The organism is Ruegeria sp. SCSIO 43209 (genome assembly GCF_019904295.1).
GTDB lineage: Bacteria > Pseudomonadota > Alphaproteobacteria > Rhodobacterales > Rhodobacteraceae > Ruegeria.
This window is the reverse complement of the sequence record NZ_CP065359.1, coordinates 1,631,313-1,647,138: the sequence shown is the minus strand read 5'-3', so window position 1 is coordinate 1,647,138 and position 15,826 is coordinate 1,631,313. Positions and strand designations below refer to the sequence as shown.

The 15,826-nt window shown below is 57.5% G+C and carries 16 protein-coding genes; 6 read left to right on the top strand and 10 right to left on the bottom strand.

Annotated elements, in window-relative coordinates:
* Window positions 1-184 precede the first annotated feature (184 nt).
* Window positions 185-901: an OB-fold-containig protein gene (locus I5192_RS08290; RefSeq protein ID WP_223118163.1), complete on the top strand. Its 717-nt coding sequence runs from the start codon at window positions 185-187 to the stop codon at window positions 899-901.
* 35 nt (window positions 902-936) lie between these two features.
* Window positions 937-2,610, top strand: coding sequence for a flotillin family protein (locus I5192_RS08285; protein ID WP_170393329.1), 1,674 nt, complete (start codon window positions 937-939; stop codon window positions 2,608-2,610).
* A gap of 31 nt (window positions 2,611-2,641) precedes the next feature.
* Here I5192_RS08285 and I5192_RS08280 read toward each other — a convergent pair whose 3' ends face one another.
* The 7 genes from I5192_RS08280 to I5192_RS08250 all read right to left on the bottom strand — a co-directional run bounded on the left by I5192_RS08280 (window position 2,642) and on the right by I5192_RS08250 (window position 9,566).
* Window positions 2,642-3,865: an MFS transporter gene (locus I5192_RS08280; protein WP_170393328.1), complete on the bottom strand. Its 1,224-nt coding sequence runs from the start codon at window positions 3,863-3,865 to the stop codon at window positions 2,642-2,644.
* Window positions 3,866-3,945: 80 nt separating this feature from the next.
* The gene (locus tag I5192_RS08275; RefSeq protein WP_170405236.1) at window positions 3,946-4,542 is read right to left on the bottom strand and encodes a YceI family protein; all 597 of its coding nucleotides are present in this window, start codon (window positions 4,540-4,542) and stop codon (window positions 3,946-3,948) included.
* Window positions 4,539-5,753, bottom strand: coding sequence for a CynX/NimT family MFS transporter (locus tag I5192_RS08270; protein WP_170510795.1), 1,215 nt, complete (start codon window positions 5,751-5,753; stop codon window positions 4,539-4,541). The genes I5192_RS08275 and I5192_RS08270 overlap by 4 nt, the downstream gene beginning before the upstream one ends.
* 43 nt (window positions 5,754-5,796) lie before the next feature.
* Entirely contained in the window at window positions 5,797-6,423 is a 627-nt protein-coding gene (locus I5192_RS08265; protein WP_223118162.1) for an ImuA family protein, read from the bottom strand.
* A 49-nt stretch (window positions 6,424-6,472) separates the two neighbouring features.
* The gene (locus tag I5192_RS08260) at window positions 6,473-7,054 is read right to left on the bottom strand and encodes a TIGR02281 family clan AA aspartic protease (RefSeq protein ID WP_170465448.1); all 582 of its coding nucleotides are present in this window, start codon (window positions 7,052-7,054) and stop codon (window positions 6,473-6,475) included.
* A gap of 41 nt (window positions 7,055-7,095) precedes the next feature.
* Window positions 7,096-7,716: a MarC family protein gene (locus I5192_RS08255; RefSeq protein WP_170465446.1), complete on the bottom strand. Its 621-nt coding sequence runs from the start codon at window positions 7,714-7,716 to the stop codon at window positions 7,096-7,098.
* Complete coding sequence (locus tag I5192_RS08250) at window positions 7,713-9,566, bottom strand: ABC-F family ATP-binding cassette domain-containing protein (protein WP_223118161.1); 1,854 nt, start codon at window positions 9,564-9,566, stop codon at window positions 7,713-7,715. The genes I5192_RS08255 and I5192_RS08250 overlap by 4 nt, the downstream gene beginning before the upstream one ends.
* A 105-nt stretch (window positions 9,567-9,671) precedes the next feature.
* On the opposite strand from I5192_RS08250, the gene I5192_RS08245 reads away from it, so the two are divergent.
* The 3 genes from I5192_RS08245 to rpiB all read left to right on the top strand — a co-directional run bounded on the left by I5192_RS08245 (window position 9,672) and on the right by rpiB (window position 11,969).
* On the top strand, window positions 9,672-10,874 hold the full coding sequence (locus I5192_RS08245) for a multidrug effflux MFS transporter (RefSeq protein ID WP_223118160.1): 1,203 nt from the start codon (window positions 9,672-9,674) through the stop codon (window positions 10,872-10,874).
* Window positions 10,875-10,978: 104 nt separating this feature from the next.
* The gene (gene ndk / locus I5192_RS08240; protein WP_008757405.1) at window positions 10,979-11,401 is read left to right on the top strand and encodes a nucleoside-diphosphate kinase; all 423 of its coding nucleotides are present in this window, start codon (window positions 10,979-10,981) and stop codon (window positions 11,399-11,401) included.
* Window positions 11,402-11,519: 118 nt separating this feature from the next.
* The gene (gene rpiB, locus I5192_RS08235) at window positions 11,520-11,969 is read left to right on the top strand and encodes a ribose 5-phosphate isomerase B (protein WP_223118159.1); all 450 of its coding nucleotides are present in this window, start codon (window positions 11,520-11,522) and stop codon (window positions 11,967-11,969) included.
* On the opposite strand, the gene I5192_RS08230 is transcribed toward rpiB, so the two are convergent.
* On the bottom strand, window positions 11,966-12,313 hold the full coding sequence (locus I5192_RS08230; RefSeq protein ID WP_223118158.1) for a TfoX/Sxy family protein: 348 nt from the start codon (window positions 12,311-12,313) through the stop codon (window positions 11,966-11,968). The two genes, rpiB and I5192_RS08230, sit on opposite strands and share 4 nt — an antisense overlap.
* Before the next feature lie 92 nt (window positions 12,314-12,405).
* On the opposite strand from I5192_RS08230, the gene I5192_RS08225 reads away from it, so the two are divergent.
* The gene (locus I5192_RS08225; protein ID WP_223118157.1) at window positions 12,406-13,629 is read left to right on the top strand and encodes a cytochrome P450; all 1,224 of its coding nucleotides are present in this window, start codon (window positions 12,406-12,408) and stop codon (window positions 13,627-13,629) included.
* Between the two features lie 35 nt (window positions 13,630-13,664).
* Here I5192_RS08225 and I5192_RS08220 read toward each other — a convergent pair whose 3' ends face one another.
* Complete coding sequence (locus tag I5192_RS08220; RefSeq protein ID WP_170510807.1) at window positions 13,665-15,035, bottom strand: HAMP domain-containing sensor histidine kinase; 1,371 nt, start codon at window positions 15,033-15,035, stop codon at window positions 13,665-13,667.
* On the bottom strand, window positions 15,028-15,708 hold the full coding sequence (locus I5192_RS08215; protein WP_170393316.1) for a response regulator transcription factor: 681 nt from the start codon (window positions 15,706-15,708) through the stop codon (window positions 15,028-15,030). Before I5192_RS08215 ends, I5192_RS08220 begins: the two co-directional genes overlap by 8 nt.
* Between the last annotated feature and the right edge of the window lie 118 nt (window positions 15,709-15,826).

Below are 15,826 nucleotides of genomic sequence, written 5' to 3'. Positions count from 1 at the left end.
ACAGGTGATACGTTTCGCACGGGCGAAAGAAATTGAGCTTAATGTCATGGTTGCAGATTGTACCTGACATTTGGATGTAAATAACCTCAGGTTGAAACACAGAATCACAACCTCTTGAAATTGTAGCAAAGACTTCCCATTTAAAATGTATACAAAAGTATACAATAACGAGGGCAATCTGCTGATGTTTGACTTTTTACTAGAGGGCGCATTTGTGCCCTTTACCTTGGCGCTTGCGCTTCTGTTCGGTCTTCTGGGCCTTGAACTGATCGCATTGGTTTTCGGGGGAAGTCTTCTGGCAGGCGAGGGCGAGGTTGATCTGGACATGGTCGACGCGCCCGATCTGGACGTCGTCGACTTTGATCTGGATATCGACGCCGACATCGATCTGAGTGACTTGGAACTGGCCGAAATTGAAACCGATGTGCCTGCGGCTACGCCCGTCGGCCCGTTTGGCTGGTTGGGCATTGGCAAGATGCCATTCATGATCTGGCTCGTTGTGCTGCTGGCTGGTTTCGGCCTGAGTGGCATAGGCCTGCAACTGGCGCTGCGTGATCTGCTGGGCTTTGACTTACCTGCATGGTTGGCCGCGATTCCGGCCGGAGTATTCGGCCTATGGTTCGCACGTGGCTTTGGTGGTGTCATCGCTCGCCTCCTGCCCAAAACCGAAACCGAAGCGATGTCGGAACGGATGCTGGCCCGCCGCCGTGGCGTGATCACTCAGGGTGTCGCATCGCGAGGCCGTCCAGCCGAAGTCCGCGTTATGGATCGCTTTGGCAACACGCACTACCTTCGCGCAGAGCCGTTGCAGGACAAAGATGCGCTGGAGCAGGGAACAGAAGTCCTTGTTCTGCGTGATCGACGGCGCGACCGGTTCGTTCTGGTTCGCATGTCAGTTTAACCAAAAAATCTTAACCCCAATCCGGAGGATATTGCATGGAACTATCATTCCTGGCCGTTACAGTTGTGACTATTTTAGCCGTACTCTTGTTCATAGGCCTTGTACTTGGCCGCCTTTATCGACGCGCCACGCGCGAGATCAGCCTGGTGAAAACCGGCGCGGGTGGCAAAAAGGTCATTATGGATGGCGGCGTCATCATCGTACCGTTGCTGCACGAAGTCAGCCCGGTCAACATGAAGACTCTGCGCCTTGAGGTGCAGCGCAGCGGTGAGGCCGCGCTCATCACCAAAGACCGGATGCGTGTCGACGTGGGTGTCGAATTCTACGTCTCGGTGATGGCGACTGAAGAGGGCATCGCACGCGCCGCGCAAACGCTGGGTGATCGCACCTTTGACGTCGAGCAACTGCGTGAGATGATCGAAGGCAAGCTGATCGACGGTCTGCGTGCCGTGGCCGCTCAGATGACCATGGATGGTCTTCATGAAAACCGCGCCGACTTTGTGCAGGAAGTGCAGAATGCGGTGTCCGAAGACTTGCTGAAGAACGGTTTGTCGCTAGAATCGGTCTCACTGACTGCGCTCGACCAGACGCCGTTTGAAGCGCTCGACGAAAACAACGCCTTTAACGCCGTGGGTATGCGCAAGCTGGCCGAGGTGATTGCCATATCCAAGAAAGAACGCGCGCAGATCGACGCCGAGGCCGAGGTTGAGGTGCGTCGTGCGGCGATGGAAGCGGAGCGTCAGAAGTTGCTGATCGAACAGGACGAACAGCAGGCGCGCATCGAGCAGGCGCAGAAGGTGGAAACTCTTCGTGTGGCGCAAGAGGCGGAGATCGCTGCGCGAACTGAAGACTCGGTACGCGAAACCGAACGCGCCCGGATTGCCCGTGAAGAGGCCATTCGTTCCGCCGAGATTGAGCGCGAGCGCAAGATCCGCGATGCCGAGATCGCCAAAGAGCGTGAGATCGAAGTCGCGGAACAGGAACGCCAGATCATCATCGCGCAGAAATCCGAAGAGGAAAGCCGCGCGCGCGCATCCGCCGATCTGGCTCGAGCCGAGGCGACCAAAGCAACCGAAGCCGTGGCTACGGCGCGCGAAGTGGCCGAGGCCGAGCGTCAGAAGCAGATTGTTCTGATTGAAGCCACCCGTGAGGCCGAACGCCAGGCCACCGCGATCCGTTTGTCAGCGCAGGCCGAGAAAGAGGCCGCCGCAGACCGCGCCGAAGCCCGCCGCGAGGAAGCGCAGGCCGAAGCAGACGCGCTGAACATTCGCGCCGAGGCCAAGAAGAACGACATGCTGGCCGAGGCGGAAGGTAAGCGTGCGATCGTAGAGGCCGACAATGCCCTGTCACCTGAGCAGATCCGGATGAAGGTCGACTTGACCCGCATTGAAACCATGCCCTCGATCATCTCGGAAATGGTCAAACCGGCCGAAAAAATCGACTCGATCAAAATCCATCAGGTTGGTGGGATCGGAGCTGCCAATGGTGGTGGTGTTTCAAGCGGTGAAAAGCCGGTTGTCAATCAGGCGTTGGATTCGATCATGGGAATGGCCGTGCAGATGCCAGCGCTCAAGAAACTGGGCGAAGAGCTTGGCTTGTCCATGGAGAACGGTGTCGGTGGTGTCGTGAACGGTGCCCTTGAGAGCACCGGGGACCCAGATGAGATGGTCGACGCGGTCGAGGACCACGGGCCAGCGGTCCAGCAGTAAAACAGAAGGGCCGGGATTTCCCAGCCCTTTTTCATTGCTTTTCGCGAGAACCCTTGAGCAGCCTGCCGATGGTAAAGGATGTGCGCGGTGCATAGACATAATTCGTCCGTTTCTCGGGCGTCGGGCGCGAACGCATACGGGCGAGGCCAAAGACAATAAGAAACACATGACCCAATGCAACAAAAGCAAACAGGGCTCCAGGGCCGAATTGCTGGATCAACGTGGATGAGATGTAGGGCGATGCAATCGCCCCCAGCGCGTACCAGAACATCAAGGCCGCTGCCAATTCAACGCGTTGTTCGGTCGTGGCAAAATCATTCGCATGGGCCGAGGAAACCGAGAAAATCGGAAACGTGGTCAGGCCAAAGAACCCGGCGGCCAGCATAACGCCGACCGTTCCAGTTCCGCTAGCCAACATCGTGACACCGCAGCTTAGCACCGCTGCCACGGATAGCCAGATCAGCACCCAGCGTCGATCATACTTGTCTGCGAGCCAACCCAAGGGGTACTGGGCCAGTGCGCCGCCCAGAACGAAAGAGGCCAGAAAGAAGGCAATCTGATCTACGCCCAATCCGACCTCCTGACCGTATACCGGGCCGACCATGCGCAATGATGCCGAACTGAGCGCAGCCACGATAACGCCCGCCACAGCCAGTGGTGAGCTGTGCCAGGCCAGCTTGGGGCGCAGGCGCGGGGTGTCCGGTGTCTTGGGTTGGCTGGCGCGAGTTAGGGCCAGCGGCAAGATCGATGCACAGCATAGGATCGCAAGCAGGTTGTATGAAACGTAAGAGGCGGGTGGCAGAACAGCAATGATAAGCTGTGCACAAAGCGAGGCCCCCATATCGGCGATACGGTAGGTGCCCATCGCGCGGCCACGGGTTTCGTTGGTGACCTTGGCGTTCAGCCAAGCCTCGATCACGGTGTAACAACCGGCGACACAGGTGCCCGACGCGATACGCAGCGCGGCCCAGACATAAGGGTTTTCAGTCAGCGTATGCCCCAGCAACCCCATCGCGCCCAAAGCGGTGCAGACCGCAAATGCGCGCGAGTGCCCGACGCTGCCCATAAGCCGCGGAGCCCACCAGCAACCAACAAAGAACCCAATAAAGTGCGATGACCCCAGCAGTCCGATCTGTTCGGTCGAAAAATCAAGCGTCAGCCCCGAGATTGCATCCAACGGACCAACACCACCCGTTGAGAGCTGCAGCAGAATGACCGAAAGAAAGAGGGCGGCAAATGAAATGATCGTACGCATGATAGGTGCAACTTGACCTTGTCGCCACGAAATGCGCGCGCCTAATCGACGCCCTGACGTCGTTTTTTGCCTTTTTGTGGTTAATCCTGCCGGATGATTTCGGCGTGGATGTCCAGGCCGATCGTGGGTTGTACAAGATCAGGATATCCAGACGCGCCAAACTCATTTCGATTGATCGCCCCCTCTAGCCGGATGGACAGGGTGTCCAAATCATCCACCGCGCTTCCCGGTCTCCGATACAGGTTGGCGCTCAAAGTCACCGGACGCGTGATACCGCGCACTGTCAGATCGCCGGTCACGGTTGCACCTTCCGAGATACGGCCAGTGGGTCCCAACTGAATCTTGGTCGTGATGAAACGGATGGTGGGGTATTGGGCAGCGTTCAACACACTCTTTCCCAACATCGGACCTCGGGCAAATGGTAGGTTCGTCCGTGCCCGGGCCACGTCCAGCACGACATCGACCCGGCTGTTTTGCAAGCGATTGGTATCAATAAGAATTTGGGCCGACTGTACTGGCATCGTGCCCGTCTGAAGCGCGCCGGACAAATCATAGGTGAAGCCAACGGAACTGCGCGATGCTGCCAGCGCATATGGGGTGAGGGCGGCCATCGCTGCCCGTGCCATTGGTAACGCGCAAAGGCTTGCAATCAGGCTGCGTCGGGTAAGGTTCCTCATGCCATCGCCGTGCGACCGCGCGGGCGCGAGCGTTTCATGAGCATCAGCACGATTGCGATGTTCAGCCCGTTCCAAAGGATGCCATTGATGAAAGCAAGCTGATAACTGCCAGTAACGTCATAGATCCAGCCCGACATCCAACCACCCAGAGCCATGCCGAGGATAGTCATCATCATAACAAAACCCACGCGCGCACCGGCCTCTTGCGGGGGCATATATTCACGTACAATCAGCGCGTAGCTGGGGACGATACCACCCTGGGCCAGCCCGAATAGCATGCTGACGACATAAAGCGAAACCATCCCATCATAAGGGAGAAACAGGAACAGAGCGATACATTGCAGGACCGAGCCAATCAGCAGTGTTGAAAGCCCTCCCAACCGGTCCGCGACAAGCCCCGAGATGATGCGGCTAACCACGCCGCCCAACAGCATCAGAGACAGCATCTCGGCCCCAACGGCTGGGCCATAGCCCAAGCCCACACAATAGGAGACAATATGGACCTGGGGCATCGACATGGCCACGCAGCAGCCGATGCCAGCCAGCCCAAGGATGTACTGCAGGGCGCGGGGTGAAAAGCCGACGCTTTGTGCTTTGACCTGTGCTGCCGCTGCTGCCGTGCCGTGCGCCTCGACGGGGACCTGTCTGCGCAAAAGCAGGGACAGAGGAATGACGGCGACCAGGGTGATGACGGCGAGACTCAGATAAACCTGCTGCCACCCGTCGCGCTGCAGAATGCCCGACAGCAGCGTGGGCCATATCGCGCCAGACAGGTAGTTGCCACTGGCCACCAGTGCCACAGCAATCCCTCGCCTGCGCATGAACCAATGCGAGATATCGGCGATCAGTGGTCCAAATCCGATTGACGTACCGAGCCCCAGCAGAAGATGCGCAACCGACAGCAGCGCGATATTCGGCGCAAGGGTTGCCAGCAGATAGCTTACCGCGCTCAGCACAGCGGCGCCGATCAACGCCATTGTCACGCCCAGTCGGTCCACCAGCTTGCCCAGCCACATGTTGCCGAAGGCAAAGCCGATCATGGCGAGCGTATAGGGCATCGACGCTGCGGCTCGGTCCGCGCCAAACTCGGCCTCGATGGCGGGCATGACGACGATCACAGCCCACATGCCCACATTGACCACGGTTGCGATGGCCAGGGTGATCAGCAGGCGAAGCCACGAATATCGGCTGTCATGGATCGGGTGTGTCATGCCGGCACGCTAGGGGGCAAGTCCGGTTTTGGCCAGTCACAAGTTATGTGATCATCGGGGCGTCTTCGGATTTGATCTGCTTTAACTGCAGTCCGGAATGAGGAGCAGCCCGCGTCACGTGCCAACTGGCCGGGGGCAGGGCGCGGGCGCGGCGGCGGGTCAGACACCAACTGCAGGCCTCGTGCCGATAGGTGGGCACCATATGCCAGCGCGTCTCAATCCCCTGTGCGCCACCATCGTCAGGCGTCAGCAATAGCCCCAGCGGAGCCTGTCCCGATATGCCGCCCTGTTCGGCAGCCAGATGCATTCGCCGGACCGGGGTCAGACCCGGCGGGCCGGGCAAATCGCCAATGACCAACGGGGCGGCACCGCTGCGCAAGGCTTCTTCCATGCACCACAACAGGTCTTCAGGTTTGTCAGGGTGGATCAGCAGAAACCGGGACGGATCGGCAAAAGGCAGCATGCCCTCGGGATGCAGCTGCGCCACCTCCCAAGCCGGGGCAATCCACATCACTGGCCCTTGAGTCTGCCCCGCCACCCACAGAGCAAAGCTACGCCGGGCAGGGCCGCAGGCTTCGTGTACACGGGCCAGTTGCAGACTGATCTGTGGGTGCAGGGCCACCCCGGGTGGGGTGCGCGCGGGCTTGCGGCCAAGAAGATTGGTGGACATGCTGATCAAATTAGCATGTTCTCATTTTGTTCTCAATTGGGGAATGCGGTCAACGCGACAGGATTAGACGCCCATCTGCGAACTGGATGTTCGAAAAGCGGTGCAGATACGCCATCCCTAGCAAGGATTGACCCAGATCGCCTTCATTGACCGAGGCCGGGATATCGCGATCGGTGATGGGGCCCAAAGACAGGCTGTCCAGCCGAACCGGCGCTGTACGCACAATGCCATTGGCCGTCGAGGCGCGGCCGAGATAGTTCAATTGATCCGTATCGATTCCAATTCGTTCGGCATCTTTCGGGCTGATGACGATATTGCTGGCCCCGGTATCGACCAGAAAGGTCACCGCTGTGCCATTCACCAGCATTGGTAAATAGTAGTGTCCATCATAAGAGCGGGGCACTTCAATCCGCTGATCAGTTACGGTCAGTTGCGGGGTCGGGCTGACGGTTGAACGGATGTCATCCCACAATCCGACAACGGCAATGACACCGATAAAGATAAACACCCATGCCGCGACCTGCTGCATGGTTTTTCCCAACGACTGACGGTTCTGAGTGATAAACCACATCAACAGGGCAGCACCCAGCAAAACCAGATAGGTCAATCGCCCAATATCGTAGCCGTCCATTCAATCACCCGAAATCAGTTGTCTCATACCAATATGGTGTTTCATGCGGCGAAACCAAAGGCTTTGAGGCCATCAAGAATGAACTGAACCGACAGTGCAGCCAGCAGCATACCCAGCAGCCGTGTCAGCACGTTCAGCCCGGTCTTACCTAGAATACGGGCGATCATGCCTCCGGCCAGAAAGAACACAAATACAACCAACATGACGGCAAGCATAACAGCGCAGGCCGCTGCGATCCCAGGGACGCCCGGGTTTTGTCCGGCCAAAAGAATGATTGTTGCGATCGATCCAGGGCCCGCGATCAGGGGTATGGCCAGGGGGAACACCGAAGGGTCAGAATGATCTTCTTCCTCGGCGCGGTCCTCGCGGCGTTTGGTACGGCGGTCGAACAGCATGTCCAGCGCAGTCAGAAACAAAAGCGCGCCACCTGCAACGCGGAAGGCTTCCATCGAGATGCCGACGAATCCAAGAACCGCTTCACCAAAAGCGGCAAAGGCGATCAGGATGAAAACCGCGGTCAGGCAGCTGCGAATGGCAATCTTACGGCGTGTGGCCGCATCCATGTCCTGCGTCAAGGCAACGAAAATTGGCGTGGTTCCGAAAGGGTCGATCACCACAAACATCGTGGTGAAAGCCGTTATGAAAAAGGCCATGTCGATCATGCTGCGCTCTCTGCCTGTTCCAACCGTTCTGCGGCGGCGACCCATAGGGCTTCAGCCTTTTGCATGGCTTCGACCACCTCGGCGAATTTGCGGTTCCAGGTTTCCAGATCGTTGATCCGGTCATCTTCATAAAGCGCCGGATCGGCCAGCTTGGCAGAAAGCTTGTTGTGCATATTGGTCAGTTTCTCGACCCGGTCTTCGCATTTGCGCAGATCCGCACGCAGGGCCAATACGGTCTCGCGTGACGCACGTTTGGGTTTGGGCGCCTGTAGTTTATCTTTGACCGGTTTCTCGCGGGCCAGCAAAAGAGCGCGATAGGCCTCAAGATCGCCATCGAATGGCTTCACGGTGCCATCCGAGACCAGCCATAGCCGATCAGCGACAAGCGACAGTAGATGCATGTCGTGGCTGACCAAGATGACCGCGCCGGAATAGGCAGTCAGCGCTTCGACCAACGCTTCGCGGCTTTCGATGTCCAGATGGTTCGTCGGTTCGTCAAGGATCAGCATATGCGGCGCGTCGATGGTAGCGATCAGCAGCGACAAGCGCGCCTTTTGTCCGCCCGACAGGCGACCGACCAGCGTTTCTGCTTGATCCGCGTTCAATCCGAACCCCGCCAGACGCGAGCGCCACTTGCCGGGCGCCTCATTGGGGCGTAGGCGGCGCAGGTGATCCAATGGTGTTTCGTCAACATGCAGCTCATCCACCTGATGCTGCGCGAAATAGCCGATGCGCAGCTTGGAGCTTCGGGTTATTTTACCAGCCATCAGGGGTAGGCGGTCAGATAGCAGTTTTGAAAGGGTTGACTTGCCCTGACCATTCTTGCCCAGCAGAGCGATGCGATCATCCTGATCAATACGCAGGTTCAGTCGTCGCAGAACCTCGGTCTCACCATAACCGGTCGCGCCTCCTTCAAGCTGAATGATCGGTGGCGACAGCTCTTCTGGCTCGGGGAATGAAAAGGCGCGCAAAGCCGCCTCTTGCGGAGTTGAAACCAGTTGGATGCGCTCGATCATCTTCAAACGAGACTGGGCCTGTACGGCCTTTGACGCCTTATAGCGGAAACGATCCACGAAACTTTGCAGATGTGCGATGCGGGCCTTGGCCTTGGCGTTTTCCGACTCCGCTTGTGCCAGACGTTCAGCGCGACGTTCGGCAAACTTGTCGTAGGGAACCGCGTAATAGGTCAACTTGCGGTCTTCGAGATGCAGAATTGATCCCACGGCGCGGTTCAACAACCCCCGGTCGTGGCTGATGATGATGACGGTGTGAGGGTATTTGGCCAGATAGCTTTCAAGCCACAACGCACCTTCAAGGTCCAGATAGTTGGTCGGTTCGTCCAACAGCAACAAGTCAGGCTGCGAAAACAGTACGGCCGCCAGCGCCACCCTCATGCGCCATCCGCCCGAGAAATCCGAACAGGGTTTCAGCTGATCCTCATCGTCAAAGCCCAGTCCTTTGAGGATCGAGGCTGCCCGAGCCTCAGCCGACCAAGCATCAATATCAGCCAGCCGTGTCTGGATTTCAGCAATCCGGTCCGGATCTATTGCGCTGTCTGCTTCGGCCATCAATGTGCTGCGTTCCACATCCGCGGCCAGAACCGTGTTGATTAGCGAGACATCCGAGGATGGCACTTCCTGCGCCACGCCCCCGATCCGCGCGCGTTTTGGCAGGGATACATTGCCTGATTCAAGCGACAGCTCTCCCCGGATCAACCGAAAGAGCGTCGTCTTTCCGGTACCATTGCGCCCGACAAGGCCGACCTTGTGGCCATCGGGAATGGTCGCACTGGCCCCGTCGAACAGAGGACGCCCTTCAACGGCGTAGGTGATGTTCTCGATCCGTAGCATGAGCCGCTCTTACCAGAGCATCCAAACCGCCGCCAGAGGTCGCCATGTTCAATTCAGAAGCGATGTGTTAGCGCTGTTCCGGTTCGTCCTCCAATTGGTTTCGCTATGCGTGCGGCTCAATCTCCTCCGACCCTGATAACGCTGATCTTTGCAACGGCGCTCTCGGTTCTGACACTGAACATGTTCCTGCCGTCGCTGGCGCATATGAGCGAAGATTTCGGCGTGGATTATGGCCTGATGAACGTGGCCGTCGCAGGGTACCTATTTGTCTCGGCGGTCTTGCAGTTGATCGTCGGGCCGCTGTCGGATCGCTACGGGCGAAGACCTGTCTTGTTGATCGCGATGGTCATATTTGTCGCCGCTTCAATTGGATGCGTCTTAGCCGAGTCAATCTGGGTTTTCCTTTCGTTTCGGATGATTCAGGCGGCGGTGGTGGCCGGGCCGGTGCTGTCGAGTGCTTCGATCCGCGACCGATATCCACCAAACGAGGCCGCCAGCAAGCTGGGCTATGTCGCAATGGCCATGGCACTGGCACCGATGCTTGGGCCAATGCTAGGTGGCGCGCTGGATATGCTTTTTGGTTGGCGGGCCGGGTTCGTGCTGTATTCGCTGCTTGGGGCAGGGGTGCTGTTGCTGCTTTGGGCTGACATGGGTGAAACCAACACCAACCGCTCGTCGACTTTCGCGGCGCAGATGCGGGAATACCCGCATTTGTTCCGCGCGCGTAGGTTCTGGGGTTACGCCTTATGCGCCGCGTTCTCCATCGGCGGTTTTTTTAGTTTTATCACCGGCGCGCCTCTGGTCGCCGCAGCCTGGTTCGACCTGAGCCCAGCAATGCTGAGTCTGGGCATCGGTATCATCACGGGCGGGTTTATGGTCGGCAACTTTGTTACCGGGCGCATCGCAAAGCGTACCCAGCTGACGACAATGATCTTGTTCGGTCGGGTCGTGGCCTCGGTTGGTCCATTTTGCGGGCTGCTGCTGTTCATCGGCAATATGGGCTCGGTCTGGGTGTTTTTTGGATCCGCCATCTGCGTTGGTTTCGGAAATGGTTTGACCAATGCAAATGCCTCGGCCGGGGTGATGTCGGTGCGCCCGAAATTGGCCGGCAGCGCGGCTGGATTATCAGGCGCTTTGATCGTGGCGCTGGGGGCGGTCTTGACCATGATGACCGGGACGTTCGTAAGCCCCGAAAACGGGCCTTATCTGGTGCTGAGCATGATGTGCGGCAGCAGCTTTGCGGGTCTTTTGGCAGTGCTCTATGTCCGCCGGTTGGATCGTACCGACCCGCTGCCTGAGGCGATCTGAGCGATAAACGATCATAACGCTTTTCATGAGGCAAATACCATGTTAGGCGGCGCGCGATGGATTTCGGCGCGGGTATCGCGCCCTTAAGTCAAGGAGAGGCCAATATGGCACTGGAACGCACATTCTCGATCATCAAACCCGATGCAACCCGCCGCAACCTGACTGGCAAGATCAATGCCAAGTTCGAAGAAGCTGGCCTGCGCATCGTTGCGCAAAAGCGCATCCACATGACCAAAGCTCAAGCAGGCAAGTTCTATGACGTGCACGCCGAGCGTCCGTTCTATGACGAACTGTGCGAATTCATGTCGTCGGCCCCTGTTGTTGTTCAGGTTCTCGAAGGCGAAGGTGCCATTGCAAAGAACCGCGAAGTCATGGGCGCAACCAACCCTGCAGACGCAGCACCTGGCACCATCCGCGCCGAGTTCGCTGAATCGGTCGGTGAAAACTCGGTCCACGGTTCGGACGCACCGGAAACTGCCGCGGTTGAGATCGCCTACTTCTTCTCGGGCATCGAACTGGTCGGCTAATCGGTCGTCAGATCACAGCTTTAGGCCGTACCCCATATCGGGTGCGGCCTTTCTTATGAGGGCAGGGCTCAAGAGTGTTTGTCCGCATTGCTTTAGTCGACAGGAGCGAAATGCCGTCATGAGCACAAACAAACGCATTGTTCTTTCCAGTGATCACGCTGCAATCGACCTCAGGCAGGCTATCTCTGCTTACGTTGAATCCCAAGGTTGGGAGGCCGTAGATATCGGTCCGACCACATCGGAAAGCACTCACTATCCCGAACACGGAGCCGCCGCCGCGCGCCTCGTGGCATCGGGTGATTGTCGCTTTGGTATCATCCTGTGTGGCACCGGGCAGGGCATCATGATAGCGGCCAACAAAATCAACGGCGTCAGATGTGGTGTTTGCAGTGATGTCTTTTCGGCCCAGATGATCCGGCAGCACAATGACGCAAACATGCTCTCGCTGGGGGCGCGGATTCTCGATGAAAAGCAAGCACTGGAAATCACGGCTGCTTTCCTGACATCCGAATTTGAAGGTGGTCGCCACGCAACGCGGGTCGATATGATCGGGGCGCTCGAAGCCTAGTCTGCCGCCAGATCCTTGGCCGATATTCGCACGCCCAAAGCATCAAGATCGGCAATCATCTGATGCTTTGGCGTTATGCTGACTCCGGCTTTGATTGCGTCAAATCGTTCGCGCAAGGTCTTCTTTTCCTCGCCCTTGCAGTCATTCCAGGGGCGACCTTGCAAGCCCATGACCAATACATAGTAGCCGATGAAATGAGGACGCGTTCCGGCCTGTAGCAGGCGCGTATAAGCCTCGTCTGCTCCCAACGCTCGCAACTCCTGAGCTGTCATAATGCCGGCACGTGCGCAGGCTTGCTCGAATGCCGGGCCAAGATTGCGGATGGAGGAGATCGGATCAGACATGCCTTGTCTTATCCCGCCCGATACGGCCTGTCACCCGCTCAAGGTTGTTTGCAGCTTCCCTTTCCGCTACCCAAGCGTTGGAGGGGCCAAGCATGAACGATCTAAGCCTAGAGAATGTCGCGCAAAATCTGGACCTGATGAACCCGCCCGAGGGGTTTGTCGACGACCCGTTCCCCTTTTATGATGCACTGCTTAAGCATGCACCTGTAATGCGGCAGCCTGACGGTTCCATGTTGTTGTCGCGCCATGCGGATCTGGATGCCATTTATCGCAATACGACGCTTTATTCCTCGGATAAGGAGGCGGCGTTTGGCCCTAAATTCGGTGTTGGCTCGCCGTTATTCGAACATCATACAACTTCATTGGTGTTCTCCGACCCGCCTTTGCACACGCGTGTGCGCAAGATCATGACCTCAGCCCTGACGCCCCGGGCAATCGCGCGGATGGAGCCGGGTCTGATCGAAACCGTTGATACGCTGCTGGATGATATGGCGGGCAGGGGACGGGTTGATCTGATTGCGGATTTTGCCTCGACCATTCCAATCCAAATCATCGGCAATCTGCTGGATGTACCGATGGATGAACGCGCGCCTCTGCGCGATTGGTCTCTGGCTATCCTTGGTGCTTTGGAACCCGCTTTGACGGAAGCTCAGCTGGAAAAGGGTCACACTGCTGTTCGCGACTTCAAAACTTACCTTCGGGATCTCGTCGCCCGTCGTCGCGCAAAACCGGGAGATCCGGAAACAGATGTTCTGACACGTCTGATCCGTGGCGAAGGCGCGGATGAGATGCTGAGCGAGATTGAGCTTCTGCAAAACTGCATCTTCATACTGAACGCGGGCCACGAAACGACCACCAATCTGATCGGCAATGGGCTGGCGCTGCTTCATGACTATCCAGAACAACGCCAAAGACTGTTGGAAGATGGCGAATTGATTGCTCCGGCGGTTGAAGAGGTCTTGCGCTTTCGGTCGCCCAACCAATTTGGCAACCGGGAAACTACGTCGGACGTTGAAATCCGAGGACATCAGATCGCCAAAGGAACGAACCTGCATCTATGTATCGGGGCAGCGAACCGTGATCCCGAGGTGTTCACCGACCCGACCCGGTTTGACATCACACGCAAGCCGAACAGGCACCTAGCTTTCGCAGGCGGGCCGCATGTCTGCGTTGGCCTGACTTTGGCGCGTCTTGAAGGTCGTGTTGCATTGGGCCGGTTGTTGAATCGTTTTCCCGATTACCAGATTCAAGGAAAACGGGTGCAGGGTGGTCGCATTCGCTTTCACGGATACGCTTCCTTGCCTGCAGTTATGTAATTTTATCAAGGCTATAGTAGATGTTCTTCATGTAATTACGAATTGCGTGACAACTTCAGAGTTGTCTCAAGCCCTGGCTTCCGGTTACGCGCAAGAAATGTGCCGCCGTGCATATGCGAAATTGCCGCCACAAGCGCCAGTCCAAGACCGGCATTGCGCCCGGTCCTTGCAGGATCAAGCGTGACAAACGGCATCTGCAATCGAGGCAGATCGCTTTCTGGTACGCCAGGGCCCCGGTCGCGAACGCTGAGTAAAGCATAGTCGCCGTCGTCTTGAATTTCGATGGTGATCGCGGTGCCGGGCGGGGCGTAGCGCATGGCGTTTTCAAGAAGGTTCGACAGCGCTTGAGACAGCAAAGGGCGGTGGCCTTGGATGGGTTTCGCGTTTCCAACGACCTCGAGTCGGATGTTCTGATCAGACGCGACAGGTTCGTATAACTCAACCACATCACCGACCAGTTGCAAAAGCTTTACCGGTTCAAATTGTTCGCGGCCCAGACCGGCCTCGGCGCGCGAAATCTCGGTCAGTTGGCTGAGAACGCGCAGCAGGTGGTCAATCTCTCCGGTCGCGCGCGCCATGTCGATCTCGCGATCTTGATCGCTTTTGCCGGGCTCAGCCAGGGATTCGACCCTTTGCCGCAGCCGCGACAAGGGAGAGCGCAGGTCATGAGCAATCGAATTGGAGGTTGTGCGCAGGTTGCTGATCAGTTCTTCAATACGATCCAGCATGTTGTTCAGTGTGCCTGCGACCTGATCGAATTCATCGCCCGTGCCACGTAGAGGCATGCGCAGAGCTAAATCGCCGGAAACGATATTGTCGGCTGTATTGGCGATGTCTTTCAGTCGTGAAAACACCAGCCGGGTCAGCAGCCAGCCGGTCAACAAACTCAGCGCCAATGCGGTGGCAAGTGCCAGTGCAACAGACCGGAACAGAACCCGGTCGAATTGCTGTCTGGCCAATGAATCACGCCCGACAAGCAGCCTCTCACCACCCGGCAGCCGGACCGAAGCGGCAGAGATCGGGACATATTGATCCGTATCTTCTTTGCGAAGCTGAAGATCGACCCAGCCGCTGCCCGGAGTTATCCCTTCCGGCCAATGCGTCAGGTTGCCCGCCAGTTTCGTGCCTTGCCGACCTGTCAGCAGGTACAAGGCATCCCGCTCGGCCGCTGTCGGCAAGCGGCGGTCGATGGCCGAGATCAACCCGATCATGCCACGTCGTTCATATTCATCTGCCAGGCCCGTAAGCTCGGCCTGAACGACCGAACGCGTCTCGCCTGAAATCGTGCGATTGGCCGTAAAATACACCATCGTCAGAACGGTCGCCGTCAGCAAAGTGCTAAGCACCATGCTGGCCAGAACCAACCGAGTACGAGAGTTTTTCAGCGACAGGCGCAGGTTATCCATCCGAAACCATGTATCCGGCGCCTCGGACTGTTTCAATCACCGGGTCAGCTCCGTCTTCATCAAGCTGGCGGCGCAGTTTCGAAATATGGACGTCGACCACGTTGGTGTTCGGGTCAAAGTGGTAATCCCACACACCTTCAAGCAACATCGTGCGCGAGACGACGCGGTTTTTTCGGCGCAGAAAGAACTCCAGAATTTGAAATTCGCGCGGGGTCAGGGTGATTTCACGACCGTTGCGCGTGACCTTGCGGGTCAACAGATCCATTTCGAGATCGCGGCAGGCAAGGGTCGGCGTTTCTTCGGCTTCTTGCGGTCGACGCAACAGGGCTTCGATCCGGGCATGAAGTTCCTGGAATGAAAATGGTTTGACCAGATAATCGTCTGCGCCCGCGCGGAGGCCTTTGACTCGCTCGTCCACTGCACTCATGGCGGTTAACATCAGAACAGGTGTTTTCAACCCAGCCGCACGCATTGACTTAATCAGTGATAACCCGTCCAGCCCGGGAAGCATTCGGTCCAGTACGACCGCATCAAATCCGCCGTCAGTTGCGTGGTACAGGCCTTCGCGGCCATCTGATGCGACTTCGACAACATAGCCTTCTTCACCAAATCCCTTGGCAATGAAGTCCCGTGTGTCTTGGTCATCTTCAACGATCAACAAGCGTCTGCTCATGGTCAGGGCTCCTTCCCAATGGGATTTAAACACACATACTCTTTGAAAAAAACATGCCGGGTGCAAAGGTGCACCCGGCTGTTCCGGCGGCACGTGGACAATCCGTGCCTGCCAGAAT